This is a genomic window from Devosia sp. 63-57 (genome assembly GCF_001899045.1).
Taxonomy (GTDB): domain Bacteria; phylum Pseudomonadota; class Alphaproteobacteria; order Rhizobiales; family Devosiaceae; genus Devosia; species Devosia equisanguinis.
This window is the reverse complement of record NZ_MKUY01000004.1, coordinates 328,817-341,239: the sequence shown is the minus strand read 5'-3', so window position 1 is coordinate 341,239 and position 12,423 is coordinate 328,817. Positions and strand designations below refer to the sequence as shown.

Below are 12,423 nucleotides of genomic sequence, written 5' to 3'. Positions count from 1 at the left end.
TTGAGCCTGCACCTCACCTTCCGTGAGCGAGCTGATCAAGGAGCGTCACGGTGGCCGCCGAGAAAACACTAAGCGACCTCTTTGAGGATACTCTCAAGGACATCTATTACGCGGAACGGAAAATCCTGAAGGCCTTGCCCAAGATGAAGAGGGCAGCGCAATCCGAGGCACTCAAGGCGGCGTTCGAAAAGCACCGCGGCGAAACTCAGGGGCATGTCGAGCGCTTGCAACAGGTGTTCGAGCTGATGGGCAAGGTCGCACGCGGCAAGACCTGCGAAGCCATCGAAGGCATCATCTCCGAGGGCGAGGATGTCATCGACGCATTCAAAGATACGGTTGCGCTTGATGCCGGCCTTATCTCCGCCGCCCAGGCCGTCGAGCACTATGAGATTGCCCGCTATGGCACCCTCAAGCGCTGGGCCACCGAGCTCGGTCTCGACGAAGCGGCCACTTTGCTCGACGCGACGCTGCAGGAAGAACTTCAGACCGATACCGATCTGACCCAGTTGGCGGAGACTTCGGTCAATTCAGCCGCTGTGGCTTGATGCGCATGGGCCCGGGAAACCTGGCCTTTTTAATTGTCTGCGAGAATCGGAGGCCCACAATGGCCAGGAAAACCAAGTCGACGGCTTCATCCCCATCAATGGATGCGCGCGTGCATGACCAGGTGTTGACGCGCGACAATGGCGGGGAGTTGCATCAGCTTGCCACGGGCGATACCCCGGTGACCACCACCGCTCACGGCGTGCCGGTCAGCGACGACCAGAATTCACTCAAGGTCGGGGCACGCGGTCCGGTCCTGATGGAAGACTTCCATTTCCGGGAGAAGATCTTTCATTTCGATCACGAGCGCATTCCCGAACGTGTCGTGCATGCCCGAGGCTATGGCGCGCACGGCTATTTCGAGGCCTATGATGTCCTGGCCGATTATACCAGGGCAGACATCTTCCAGCGTCCCGGCGAAAAGACACCGGCCTTCGTGCGGTTTTCAACCGTGGCGGGGTCCAAGGGGTCATTCGATCTTGCGCGGGATGTCAGGGGCTTTGCCGTCAAGCTTTATACGCAGGAGGGCAACTGGGATCTCGTTGGCAACAACATTCCGGTCTTCTTCATTCAGGACGCCATCAAGTTTCCCGACGTCATCCATTCGGTGAAGCCCGAGCCCGATCGCGGCTTCCCCCAGGCACAGTCGGCGCATGACAATTTCTGGGACTTTATTTCGCTTACACCCGAATCCATGCACATGATCATGTGGGTCATGTCCGACCGGGCCATCCCGCGATCCTTCCGATTCATGGAAGGGTTCGGCGTGCACACCTTCCGCCTGCTGGACGCGGAGGACCGCTCCACCTTTGTCAAATTCATCTGGAAGCCCAAGCTTGGCCTGCAATCGGTGGTGTGGAACGAAGCCGTCAAGATCAACGGCGCCGACCCGGACTTTCACCGCCGCGACCTCTGGAATGCCATCCAGGCTGGCGACTATCCCGAATGGGAATTGTGCGTCCAGCTTTTCGATCAGGACTTTGCCGACAGCTTCGACTTCGACATTCTCGATCCCACCAAGCTCATTCCCGAAGAAATCATCGCCCCGGTCCCGGTTGGCCGGCTGGTGCTCGATCGCATGCCCGACAATTTCTTCGCCGAAACCGAGCAGGTCGCGTTCATGACGCAGAATGTCCCGCCCGGGATCGACTTTTCCAACGATCCCTTGCTGCAGGGGCGGAACTTTTCCTACCTCGATACCCAGATCAAGCGGCTGGGCTCGACCAATTTTACCCATCTGCCGATCAACGCGCCCAAATGCCCCTTCCACCATTTCCAGCAGGATGGTCACATGGCGATGCACAATCCGGCGGGTCGGGCGAACTACCAGCCCAATTCATGGGCGGCCGGGCCGCGTGAAGATCCCAGGAGGGGACATCGCGCCTTTCCCGAGGAACTCGAGGGCACCAAGAGCCGGCTGCGTCCTGAAAGTTTCGCCGACCACTACAGCCAGGCGCGGCAGTTCTTCAACAGCCAGACCGTGCATGAACAAAAGCACATCGCCATGGCGCTCACATTCGAGCTGAGCAAGGTGGAAACACCGGTTATCCGCGAGCGCATGATTTCCCATCTGCTCAATATCGATCCGGGCCTGGCCGAAACCGTGGCCGACAAGCTCGGCATCACTGAACTTCCTGCACCTGCCGATGCGGCGGTGCCGCCACGTGATGACCTTCCCGCATCGGACGCACTGAGCATCATCAAGAATGGCCCGGACAGCTTTGCCGGCAGGAAGGTCGGTGTTCTCGTCACTGACGGCTGTGATGCTAGCCTGGTGAAGAAGGTTCAAGCGGCGCTAGAGAAAGAAGGCGCATTGATGGAAATCGTCGCGCCCAAAGTGGGTGGCGTAACGGCGGGCGATGGCTCGCATATCGATGCTCACCATATGATCGATGGCGGCCCGTCGGTCCTGTTCGACGCCGTCGCCCTGATCGTGTCCGCGGATGGTGCTGAGCGCCTATTGGGCGAGGCGGCGGCGCGAGACTTCGTTACCGATGCTTTTGCTCATTGCAAATTCATTGCCCACAGTGCCGAAGCCGCTCCGTTGTTTGAAAAGGCCGGGATAGCAGCGGATCTGGACGAGGGGGTCATCGCCCTAGACTCAGCGAGCGCGATCACTCAGTTCATCGAGAGCTGCCGAAAGCTGCGGCTCTGGTCGCGGGAGGATGTGGTCAAGCTCTAGCCTGCCTTCCAACCGGCACGGCGTGAAAAGGCGGATGAACAGCCAGTTCTCCAGTGGCACATTCTCATCGAGGAGTCCTTAATGCGTATTCTTGTCGGCAGTGAGCTGACCTTCGAGCTGGCCCAGCCCACGCCGCTGATCGCCATCCTCAACGTGCATTCCTCCCGCGTATCCGACCTTGAGGGGCCGGACCATCTGCTAACCTCCCCAATCGTGCCGGTGGAGGGATATCGCGACACGTTCGGAAACTGGTGCAATCGGCTGGTGGCACCCAGGGGACAAATGATCCTGCGAACGCGAGCCGTGGTTCGGGATGATGGGCGATGGGACGAGGCCGCGCCGGATGCAGAGCAACTACAGATACAGAACCTGCCGCACGACACGCTGCAATTCCTTTTGGGCAGCCGCTATTGCGAGACCGCATTTCTATCGGAAACGGCCTGGAACCTGTTTGGCAACACGCCTTTGGGCCGCGCTCGCGTTGAGGCGGTCGTGAATTTCGTCCATGAGCACCTGCAATTCGACTATACCAAATCGCGCCCCACCCGCACCGCCTGGGAGGCCTACAACGAAGGTGTCGGGGTCTGCCGGGATTTCGCCCATCTGGCGATAACGTTTCTGCGCTGCCTCAACATCCCGACGCGCTATTGCACCGGCTATATCAGCGATATCGGCCTTCCCCCGCCCTATGCGCCGCAGGATTTCGCGGCCTGGATCGAGGTCTTTCTGGGCGGTCAGTGGTATATGTTCGACCCTCGCAACAACGATCCAAGGATCGGCCGCATACTGATCGCGCGTGGCCGCGATGCCGAAGACGTGCCCCTGACGCTAACCTTCGGGCCGAGCACACTTGTGGGGTTTTCCGTGATCACCCAAGAAGCCGACAGCTGATTAAGACCCCTTTGCGGGCATTCGCGGTTCGTGCATCAGACAGGTCCAGTCAATGGGACGCGGTCCTCCAGGACAGTTTTGGCAAGTCAAAAGACCCCAGCCGGGACGAAGATCATCCAGCCTCGCGCAGGTGGAGCGATACGCTATGAAGCGAGCGTTTTTAGCGCCGCGGTCAGCCGCGGCAGATCGTACGGCTTGGAAAAGAACAAGGCACCACGAGGCAAATCCTCAGGTGCGACCTTTCTATGTCCGGAACCGATGATGACACAAATATCTGGGCGGCTCCGCGATATAGTTCGGGCAAGTTCCAGCCCATCCATGGATCCGGGCATGTCGACATCGGTGAACAATGCGGAGATTTCTGTCTTCTGTCCGAGATAGGACATAGCTTCGTCGGCATTTGCTGCTTCGATGGCGACGAACCCCGCTTCTTCCACGAGATCGACGGCAGACATACGAATAAGCGGTTCGTCCTCTACGACGAGCACGACGAACGGTGCCGCTTCAGTGGGCCGGTATGCCATTTATTGTCCTAATCGCCGAGTTCCTGGATCAGGCTCATCGGCGCGCGGAACACCGCGACCAACCCTGTCGGTTCATAACGTTTGTCGACATCGCCTGTTCCGGCGATTCCCATACGGATCAGCCGCGAGCCAAATCCCTTGCGCGTTGGCTCGACGACGCTGGGACCGCCTCGCTCGTGCCAAGTCAGGTTCAGGACCCTGTCACCGCCCTCACCCGTTACGGTCCAGGAAACATCGACCCTGCCGTCCTGGTTCGATAATGCCCCGTACTTGACGGCATTGGTTCCCAGTTCATGGAAAATCAGGGACAGCGAAAGACCTGCCTTGGGGCCGAGAGGAACGTCGGGGCCGGTAATGGCGATGCGATTTGGCTCCGCGTGGATCGCCAGCACTTTTTCGATCACAGCTCTCATTCTGGCTCGTGACCATGACTGGTTCAGCAGGATTTCATGAGCAGCGCTCAACGCCTGCAATCGAGCTGAGAAGGCGTCGACTGCGTCGCGCTCCGACACATTCTTCAATGTCTGTGTGGCAATGGCCTGCACGATGGCCAGAGTGTTCTTGAGGCGATGGCTCAATTCCTGATTGAGGACGCGTTGCTCGTCTTCGGCCCCGATCTTGCCAAGGGAAGCGTAAGTGCGGTCGGCGACGCCCCTGGCGAATTCCATTTCGTCCCGGGTCCATATCCGTGCCGTGCTGTCATGGGCGAACAGCACGCCGACGAGCTGGCCGCGTTCGACGACAGGCACTTTCAGCAGCGAGCGCACGTTGTGCTCCAGATAGTCGGCGCCATGCCCCCCAAGCCATTCAGCCTGCGCAACATCGGGCAGCGCCAGCGTCTGCCCGTTTGCCAGCTTCTCCAATATCTCCGCAAACCCGCCGAGCGGTTTACCACCAGCAAGGGAAATGACGTTCGGAGCGTTCCAGTCGAGTTCGACCACGAAAGCATCGGCCTGGCGATCGATGCGGGAATAACCGGCGCGATCGACCGCCAATCCCTGAGCCAGGACCGCTGAGGAAATGCGCAGGGCCTCCTCGATCGTGCCGACTTCGCGAAGACGGTCGCCAAGCGAGAGCAACGCGGCATTCCGGATATCGCGCTGCTTGCTGTCGCTGATGTCGATGACCACACCAACCATTTTGGTCGGCTGGCCATTTGGGTCCATCACAAATCTGGCGCGCCGTGCCACCCAGCGTAATTCGCCATCGTCCGGCCGCCGGATTCGATATTCCACGTCCAGGCGTGCCGTCCCGGTGCGCCTTGTCTGCTTGTCCGAACGGAGAGCCTCATCGTCCTTTTCCACCAGCGCTTCAAGAGTAGCAGCGGGATAAGATCGCTGTGCCGGAAGCCCGAAAATGCGGCAGAACTCCTCGGAAACTTCTACTTCGCCGCTGGCGATATCGACTTCGAAGATGCCGATGCCGCCGGCATGCTGGGCAATGCGCAATCGGGCTTCGTCCAGCCGTATCTGTTCGTTCTCCGCCACCAGACGTGTTGCTTGCGCCTGGCGACGTATGCCCAGACGGCGCTGCACCTCGGTCTGATATGCCTGTGCCCTGAGGGCGCGACGAAGCTCGAGCTGCGTCATGACCTGACGGGCAAGCACGCGAAGCGTGCGCTGCTGCAGTTCACTCAATTGCCGAGGCTCGAAATCGAGTACGCATACCGTACCGATTGGGAGTCCCTCATCGGTCTTGAGTAGCGCGCCGGCATAAAATCGCAGATGCGGTTCGCCAGTCACCAGAGGATTGCCGTCGAACCGCGCATCCTTGGTGGCGTCAGGAACGATCAAGAGGTCTTCCTCCAAAATCGCCTTGGCGCAGAATGAGCTTTCGAAAGGTGTTTCCCTTACACCCAAGCCCACTTCGGCCTTGAAGAACTGGCGTCTGTCGGCAATCAGGTTGACCACCGCAATCGGTGTACCACAGATGTCCGAGGCCAGCCGGGCGATATCGTCGAAGTCAGTCTCGCGCGGCGTATCAAGTATTTCGTAGCGCGCCAGTGCGGACAACCGCTCTTCCTCACGGTCGATGGCGTCGTTGACCGCAATAATCATCGCCCGAAATCCTTTATGTCATTCTCGACGTTTTTGATCGAATTTGGCCTCTGTTCGCAAATACAATCATAATATGGCGGCAGGCCCCACGCGTAAGGCATTTTAGTGAAAAAGGTCATGGCACGATGATGGATTACATGCCATCGCGGAAGCCGTCGGAAGGCGCCCATCGCTGAAGCCAATCATATTTGCCAGGCTCTATCCACACGTCGTGCAGTTAGCATTCCAGCGGAACCGCCTGTTCTCCTAATACAGGCGAGTATGAAATGTCCGTCGGCGGGTTGTACGATAGGAATGGTTCCGGAAACAGAGCGGCTGCTATCTGCGTTCTGAACTTAAAAGGCAGACAGTCTGAAAACGGCCCCAAGTGAGCCATCGGCGCGCCTGCAGACCTAATGGCGGCTTTCCGCCATGCGACCACCAATTGCGGACAGACTGCTCACGGCCCCAACCTTGCCATTGCTAAAACTGGTGTCGCGAGCAGCTCTATTCTGAAACCACCTGTTTGCAAGGCCAGTACCCGGGAAATTTCTAAGGGCCTTGCCCTCGCGCCAGCAAGGTAAGTGGAACCGTCCGGGGCGGTATCCCCAGCCTTCCGCGCTTCGCTTGTGCAGACCGGGTGATCCTCCTCCGCCCCGACCGCCCTTGCTCGTTGCTACCCCAGTCTCGGCGACGGCCAGAAGGTCAGGCGCGGCGTTCCGCTTCGCTGACCTTCAGGCCCGAGGATCAGACATGACCAACATATCCGACAGCAATCCCCGCATCTATGTTGCCTGCCTTGCCGCATACAGTAACAGCTATCTGCATGGGGCTTGGGTCGACGCGGATCAGGACACCGATCAGATCAGGGATGAAATTGCCGCGATGCTTGCCCGTTCCCCTGTAGAGGGCGCGGAGGAATACGCCATTTACGATTATGAGGGCTTCGAGGGCGTTAGCATCTCCGAATATGCCGGCATCGACACCGTGGCGCGAATGGCCGCTTTCATCGCAGAGCATGGCGCACTTGGCGCGGGCCTGCTGGAGCAGTTCAGCGGCGACATGGACCAAACCGAGTCCACGTTGGAGGATTGCTATCATGGTCGGTTCGCCAGCCTCGCCGACTACATGGAGGAATTGACCACCGAGAGCGTCACGATTCCCGAGGCGCTGCGCAACTATGTCGATTGGGACGCGATGGCGCGCGAAGCCGAGATGGGCGGCGACCTGTTCACCATCGAGACCGCGCGCGGCGAGGTGCATGTGTTTTCCAATAGATGAAAACATGACTTCCTGTCCGTGCTCATGCGGGCAGGCATCTCGAAAGCACCGACTGTCGCCAACCCAAATGCACCAATAGAGTGATCGAGTTAGCCGCTCAACGTATCTGTTTTGAGCGGGTTCTATATTTCCAGTGATCCTTGAACCTCTTTTTGCCGGGCGCTGCCCAGCATCCCGGCTTGGGGAGGTGACGCCATGCTCAGCATCGATTGGCGATCTCCGGCGGCATACGGGCACACAAAGCACATCCCTGCCGCTGGTTTCGCTTGGGAATATTGCGCCGCAACGACGAATATCGTCGGGACTTTCAGACCATCGCATCGACCGGAGGGGCGGCTGCCCGCGACCTTGAAGCGTTCGCGCATCGCTGGGGTTTGCGAATTCCCTTGCGATCCCGACGCGCCGCATGACCGGCAATCGCTGATCTGGTGTCCGCGCCTTCAACCGCAAGCCGTGATGTTGTCGCCGGTCGATCACAAGGATGACGACACCGAACCGATATTGACGTTGGCACATCTCGAAGGCCTCGACCTGCGCCAGGCTACCGATGGCTGGCACGGTATCTGGCAGGTGGATGGCGTCACCCATCAATTCTGGCTGCCCGAGGCCGTGCCGGACGCCGCCGCGTTCTATGCCGTCACGCTGCCGATGGATTCATTTCTGGAGCTGCGCACGCACGCGGCACGCCGTTTCTGGCGATCTCTCACCGGCCGCGCACCCGGTCCTGATTTCCGAGCCGTGCCTGCGCAACTCCGGCAATGGCATATCTTGACCCTGCGCGCGCTTGACGCGCGGTTGCGCGGTTGCGCGGCGAAAGCTATCGCACCATCGCCGAAGTCCTGCTCGGCTTTCGCGGCACGAAGGAGGATTTCGAGAGCGATCCGCGCAAGAACAAAGCCCGCAGTCTGGTCGCGCACGGCATCAAGATGATGCGCGGGGGCTATCGGCTTCTGCTTCACTACCCGATCAAGCCCGACAAGCGTTGATCGTTCTCGGCCTTTGACCTCACGCCTTGTTGGCTGCCGCCTGCTCCAGAATCTTTCGATAGCCCTCGCGCGAAAGCCATTGCGCGCGTTCGAGGTGGCTTTGCCAGCAACGGTAGGTCCGAAGCTCCTTGGCGACGGGATCACGGTGCAGCACGATTTGCGCGACTTCCTTCCAGTCTACGCCCTCGGCCTTGGCATCGAGCAGCCGCAGATAGGTCACGAAATGCCGTTCGTCATAGATGGTGATGGCGTCGCCGGTTGGCGCTTCATCGTCCACATCTGGATCGAGTTCGACGGGAACCCGCATAGTCATTCCCGTATCCGAGAGAGCTTTGTCTGCGGTGCGCCCCCGCAAACGATTCTCTCTGACTCTTGGTCATGGGGGAGTTAGTAACCGTCACGAAACGGCCCCATGGCCTTTAGCTCGGAAAGCCTGTTGTATACGCCACAGGCTCCCCGACCATAGGTCAAAGCCCCGTCCTCGCTGGAGGAACTGGCGGAAATCACCGGCCGGGCCGGCTCCAATCTCTCACGCACCCTGAAAACGATGGAGAGCTACGGCCTTGTGCGGTTTGAGCCGGGCCACGGCCGCAAGCTCGCGCCCAAGGTGGTGCATGACCGCGTGGAACTGACGTTGCCCCTGATCGACCGTACGAAGCCGAGGAAGGCCATAGGAGATCGGCCATGAACATGCACAGCCCAACCATAACCGCTCGCGCTGCCCTCTATCTGCGCGTTTCGACCGCCCGGCAGGCCGAGCATGACATTTCCATTCCCGATCAGAAGCGGCAGGGCGAAGCCTATTGCGAGCAACGCGGCTTCCAGCTCGTTGAGACTTACGTTGAACCCGGTGCCACCGCCACCAATGACAAGCGCCCCGAGTTCCAGCGCATGATCGAGGCAGGCACGTCCAAGCCTGCGCCCTTCGATATAGTCGTGGTGCATAGCTTCTCGCGCTTCTTCCGCGATCACTGCGAGATGGAGTTCTACGTTCGCAAGCTGGCGAAGAACGGCGTCAAGCTGGTGTCCATCACGCAGGAGATGGGCGACGATCCCATGCACCAGATGATGCTGCAGATCATGGCGCTGTTCGACGAATACCAGTCAAGGGAGAACGCCAAGCACGTCCTGCGCGCCATGAACGAGAACGCCCGGCAAGGCTTCTGGAACGGCGCACGGCCACCTATCGGCTATCGCATCGTCGCGGCCGAGCAGCGGGGATCGAAGACCAAGAAGAAGCTGGAGATCGACCCGCTGCACGCCGACACCGTGCGGCTGATCTATCGCCTGTTCCTCGAAGGCGATGGCACGGCCGGCGCGATGGGCGTCAAGGCCATCGCCACCTATTTCAACGAGCGCCGCTTCTTCACCCGCGATGGCGGGCGCTGGGGACTGGCGCAAATCCACGCCATCCTGACCCGCACCACCTATATCGGCGAGCACAGGTTCAACACCCGCTCGCACAAGGACCGGGAGAAGAAGCCAGAGAGCGAGGTCGCGATTATGGCGGTGCCGCCCCTGATCGAGCGCGAGATTTACGACGCGGTGCAAGCCCGCCTCAAATCGCGCAATCCCATGGTGACGCCGGCGCGTGTCTCCAGCGGCCCCACACTGCTGACAGGCATTTGCTTCTGCGCCAAGTGCGGAGGTGCGCTGACGTTGCGCACCGGCCAAGGCAGCACGGGAGCGACATACCGATATTACACCTGCTCGACCAAGGCTCGGCAGGGCAAGACCGGCTACAAGGGCCGCACGCTCCCGATGGACAAGCTGGACCATCTGGTCGCCGATCATATCGGGGATCGGCTGCTCCACCCCAAGCGACTGGAAACCGTCCTCGCCAGTGTCATCGACCGGCGGCAGGAGCGCGCCGAGCCCGCCGGGAGCATCTTGCCGAGCTGAACCGGCGAATCACGGAAGCCGACCAGCGGCTCGGCCGTCTCTTTGACGCCATCGAATCCGGCATGGTGGACAAGGACGACGCCATGGCGAAAGAACGCATGGTGAGCCTAAAGGCGTTGCGGGATCAGGCCGCCGCCGACGCCGAGCGCACACAGCTCGCCCTCGACAGTCCAGGCAATCAGGGCGTCAGCCCCGATATGCTCAAGGGCTTCGCCCGCAAGGCTCGTGAGCGGATTCGACTCGACGATGGCGGCTACCGACGCGACCATCTGCGCGCTCTGGCGCAGCGCGTCGAGGTCGCCGACGACGAGGTTCGCATCATGGGATCGAAATCGGAACTGCTGCGAACGCTGGTCGCCGCTTCTAGCGTAGAAACGGCGGCGTTCGGCGTTCATAGTTCTGTTCTGAAATGCGCGCCCGAAGAGATTCGAACTCCTGACCCCCAGATTCGTAGTCTGGTGCTCTATCCAGCTGAGCTACGGGCGCGCAGGCCTGCTTTGGCAGGCACTTGTTGGAGCGGGGCAAGGCCGCCGTCCAGAAGTGAGGCATCCCTTACAGGGCCCTTTTGACCATTGCAAGCGGCTACTTACGTTTTTTGCAACAGAGCTGTGGATCACGCCTCGATCGGCGCCATTGGCAGGGTGAGGTCGAAGCGCGTGCCCTTGGGCTGGTCGACAAAGCTGAGCTGGCCGCCATGCGACTGCACGATTTCGCGCGCGATGACGAGGCCCAGCCCGGTGCCACCGGAGCGCGCCGAGCCTTCGAAGGCGACGAAAAGGTTGTCGCGCGCCCGCGGCGGCAGGCCCGGCCCATTGTCCATTATCGAAACCTGCGCCATCGCCCCGGCCAGCCCGGCAGAGGCAGAGACCACAACTTCGAGCGGGTCGCCGCCGCCATTGAGCTTTTCCAGTGCCTCGCGCGCATTCTTGAGCAGGTTGAGAAACACCCGACTCAATTGCCCGGCATCGGCAGTGACCACCAGTTCGGCCGGCACCTGGTTGACGAAGGCCACCGTCGGATGGCCGGACAGCCGCGCCTCGAAGGCGGCCTCCTCCACCAGCGGCCGCAGCGCCACCGGGGCAAACTTCGGTGGCGCCACCGCGTCGCGCCCATAGTCGAGCACCGCCTGGGCAAAGCCGATGGCCTTGTCCAGCGTCGTGACCAGTCGCGGCGCCAGCCGCTGCACATTGGGATCGTCCAGCGTCGCCACCTGATCGGAAAGCAATTGCGCCGAGGTCAGCGTATTGCGCAGGTCGTGATTGATCTTGGCCACCGCTAAGCCGAGATCGGCCAGGTGCTGGCGTTGTCGCAACATGGAGAAAAGGTCGCTCTCCATCGCCGCCAGCTCGCGCTCGGCAATGCCGATTTCGTCGCGCCGGCTGGAGGGGGTGAGAATCAGCGCCGCATTGTCCGGCTCCTTGCGGAAAGCCAGCATATTGGCGCTGAGCCGCACCATCGGGTCGATGAACAGCCGGCTCACCACCATATAGAGCGCGAAGGCGGTCACCGAGGCGATCCCCAGCGACACCAGCATGATATTGCGCGAATAGTCGAGCATGTCGCGGCGCAGCGGCTGCTCGGGCATCAGCAGCTCGACCAGACTTTCTTCATTGTCGCCCTCGCCCACGATGCGCAGCGTGCGGCCCGGGCCGGCGAGCAGGGTGTCGATGGCGCCCATGATCTGGCTGGGCAGGTCGCGCTGCCGCAGGTCGGCCATGGTGACGACGTCGGGCATCACCGGTTCGGCCCGCTCGATCAGCTGGCTCTGTCCGGCACGGCGATAAACGATGGCGTCGGCTTCGGCCGAGGTCAAAAGCCGGTCGGTCAGCTCGCGCGGCAGCGCCATCACGTCGGGCACGGCATCGAGCACCCGCGCCGCGACCACGCCCACGCGCAGCCGGTCTTCGAGCCAGGTATTGCGAAAGCTGGCGACGGAGGGGAAATAGATGACGATTTCGACCAAGAGGATCACCCCGATAATGGTGGCGATCAGCTTGTTGGAGAGGCCGGCAAATCGGCCGCGCAGGGCGCTCGGGTCGTCGTTCATCGTCTTGGGATCATAGGGCAAATCCGCCCGC

The 12,423-nt window shown here is 60.8% G+C and carries 12 protein-coding genes, 1 tRNA gene and 2 pseudogenes; 9 read left to right on the top strand and 6 right to left on the bottom strand.

Translation table 11 applies throughout. From position 1 onward, the window contains the following. The first annotated feature begins 50 nt into the window (after window positions 1-50). The 3 genes from BGO80_RS06835 to BGO80_RS06825 all read left to right on the top strand — a co-directional run bounded on the left by BGO80_RS06835 (window position 51) and on the right by BGO80_RS06825 (window position 3,616). Window positions 51-545 (top strand): YciE/YciF ferroxidase family protein, encoded by a 495-nt coding sequence (locus BGO80_RS06835; protein WP_286720299.1) that lies wholly within the window; start codon window positions 51-53, stop codon window positions 543-545. Window positions 546-604: 59 nt separating this feature from the next. Next, the gene (gene katE, locus BGO80_RS06830) at window positions 605-2,725 is read left to right on the top strand and encodes a catalase (RefSeq protein WP_286720296.1); all 2,121 of its coding nucleotides are present in this window, start codon (window positions 605-607) and stop codon (window positions 2,723-2,725) included. Between the two features lie 81 nt (window positions 2,726-2,806). After that, a complete protein-coding gene (locus tag BGO80_RS06825; protein ID WP_286720293.1) occupies window positions 2,807-3,616 on the top strand; it encodes a transglutaminase-like domain-containing protein in 810 nt (269 codons plus the stop codon). A gap of 143 nt (window positions 3,617-3,759) precedes the next feature. Here BGO80_RS06825 and BGO80_RS06820 read toward each other — a convergent pair whose 3' ends face one another. Both BGO80_RS06820 and BGO80_RS06815 read right to left on the bottom strand, forming a co-directional pair. Further along, window positions 3,760-4,140 (bottom strand): response regulator, encoded by a 381-nt coding sequence (locus BGO80_RS06820; protein ID WP_286720291.1) that lies wholly within the window; start codon window positions 4,138-4,140, stop codon window positions 3,760-3,762. An 8-nt stretch (window positions 4,141-4,148) separates the two neighbouring features. After that, entirely contained in the window at window positions 4,149-6,197 is a 2,049-nt protein-coding gene (locus BGO80_RS06815) for a GAF domain-containing protein (RefSeq protein ID WP_286720289.1), read from the bottom strand. A gap of 732 nt (window positions 6,198-6,929) precedes the next feature. On the opposite strand from BGO80_RS06815, the gene BGO80_RS06810 reads away from it, so the two are divergent. The 4 genes and pseudogenes from BGO80_RS06810 (at window position 6,930) to BGO80_RS06800 (ending at window position 8,443) form a co-directional block, all read left to right on the top strand. Continuing rightward, window positions 6,930-7,457 (top strand): antirestriction protein ArdA, encoded by a 528-nt coding sequence (locus BGO80_RS06810; RefSeq protein WP_286720286.1) that lies wholly within the window; start codon window positions 6,930-6,932, stop codon window positions 7,455-7,457. Between the two features lie 195 nt (window positions 7,458-7,652). Beyond that, window positions 7,653-7,867: pseudogene (locus BGO80_RS19415) on the top strand (transcriptional regulator domain-containing protein). 46 nt (window positions 7,868-7,913) lie between these two features. After that, window positions 7,914-8,228, top strand: a pseudogene (locus BGO80_RS19410) (DNA -binding domain-containing protein); the annotation flags it as partial. Window positions 8,229-8,260: 32 nt separating this feature from the next. Next, window positions 8,261-8,443 (top strand): DNA -binding domain-containing protein, encoded by a 183-nt coding sequence (locus tag BGO80_RS06800; RefSeq protein ID WP_286720283.1) that lies wholly within the window; start codon window positions 8,261-8,263, stop codon window positions 8,441-8,443. A gap of 19 nt (window positions 8,444-8,462) precedes the next feature. Here BGO80_RS06800 and BGO80_RS06795 read toward each other — a convergent pair whose 3' ends face one another. Beyond that, window positions 8,463-8,750 carry a DNA -binding domain-containing protein gene (locus BGO80_RS06795; protein WP_126148907.1) on the bottom strand — a complete coding sequence of 96 codons (288 nt, stop codon included), beginning with the start codon at window positions 8,748-8,750 and terminating at the stop codon, window positions 8,463-8,465. 177 nt (window positions 8,751-8,927) lie between these two features. Here BGO80_RS06795 and BGO80_RS06790 point away from each other — a divergent pair, with 177 nt between their 5' ends. Further along, the gene (locus tag BGO80_RS06790; protein ID WP_329601435.1) at window positions 8,928-9,131 is read left to right on the top strand and encodes an HVO_A0114 family putative DNA-binding protein; all 204 of its coding nucleotides are present in this window, start codon (window positions 8,928-8,930) and stop codon (window positions 9,129-9,131) included. After that, window positions 9,128-10,345: a recombinase family protein gene (locus tag BGO80_RS06785; RefSeq protein ID WP_329601430.1), complete on the top strand. Its 1,218-nt coding sequence runs from the start codon at window positions 9,128-9,130 to the stop codon at window positions 10,343-10,345. Before BGO80_RS06790 ends, BGO80_RS06785 begins: the two co-directional genes overlap by 4 nt. Window positions 10,346-10,452: 107 nt before the next feature. Here BGO80_RS06785 and BGO80_RS19405 read toward each other — a convergent pair whose 3' ends face one another. From BGO80_RS19405 to BGO80_RS06775, 3 genes are all read right to left on the bottom strand, one after another. Continuing rightward, a complete protein-coding gene (locus tag BGO80_RS19405; protein ID WP_353744199.1) occupies window positions 10,453-10,740 on the bottom strand; it encodes a hypothetical protein in 288 nt (95 codons plus the stop codon). A 17-nt stretch (window positions 10,741-10,757) separates the two neighbouring features. Then, window positions 10,758-10,831 (bottom strand) — tRNA-Arg (locus tag BGO80_RS06780). 127 nt (window positions 10,832-10,958) lie between these two features. Then, on the bottom strand, window positions 10,959-12,392 hold the full coding sequence (locus BGO80_RS06775) for a sensor histidine kinase (protein WP_286720281.1): 1,434 nt from the start codon (window positions 12,390-12,392) through the stop codon (window positions 10,959-10,961). Window positions 12,393-12,423 lie beyond the last annotated feature (31 nt).

Bases quoted from the DNA above. Each gene is read 5' to 3' on its own strand.
- katE (WP_286720296.1), top strand. From the start codon at position 605: ATGGCCAGGAAAACCAAGTCGACGGCTTCATCCCCATCAATGGATGCG.
- BGO80_RS06825 (WP_286720293.1), top strand. From the start codon at position 2,807: ATGCGTATTCTTGTCGGCAGTGAGCTGACCTTCGAGCTGGCCCAGCCC.
- BGO80_RS06820 (WP_286720291.1), bottom strand. From the start codon at position 4,140: ATGGCATACCGGCCCACTGAAGCGGCACCGTTCGTCGTGCTCGTCGTA.
- BGO80_RS06815 (WP_286720289.1), bottom strand. From the start codon at position 6,197: ATGATTATTGCGGTCAACGACGCCATCGACCGTGAGGAAGAGCGGTTG.
- BGO80_RS06810 (WP_286720286.1), top strand. From the start codon at position 6,930: ATGACCAACATATCCGACAGCAATCCCCGCATCTATGTTGCCTGCCTT.
- BGO80_RS06795 (WP_126148907.1), bottom strand. From the start codon at position 8,750: ATGCGGGTTCCCGTCGAACTCGATCCAGATGTGGACGATGAAGCGCCA.
- BGO80_RS06785 (WP_329601430.1), top strand. From the start codon at position 9,128: ATGAACATGCACAGCCCAACCATAACCGCTCGCGCTGCCCTCTATCTG.
- BGO80_RS19405 (WP_353744199.1), bottom strand. From the start codon at position 10,740: ATGAACGCCGAACGCCGCCGTTTCTACGCTAGAAGCGGCGACCAGCGT.
- BGO80_RS06775 (WP_286720281.1), bottom strand. From the start codon at position 12,392: ATGAACGACGACCCGAGCGCCCTGCGCGGCCGATTTGCCGGCCTCTCC.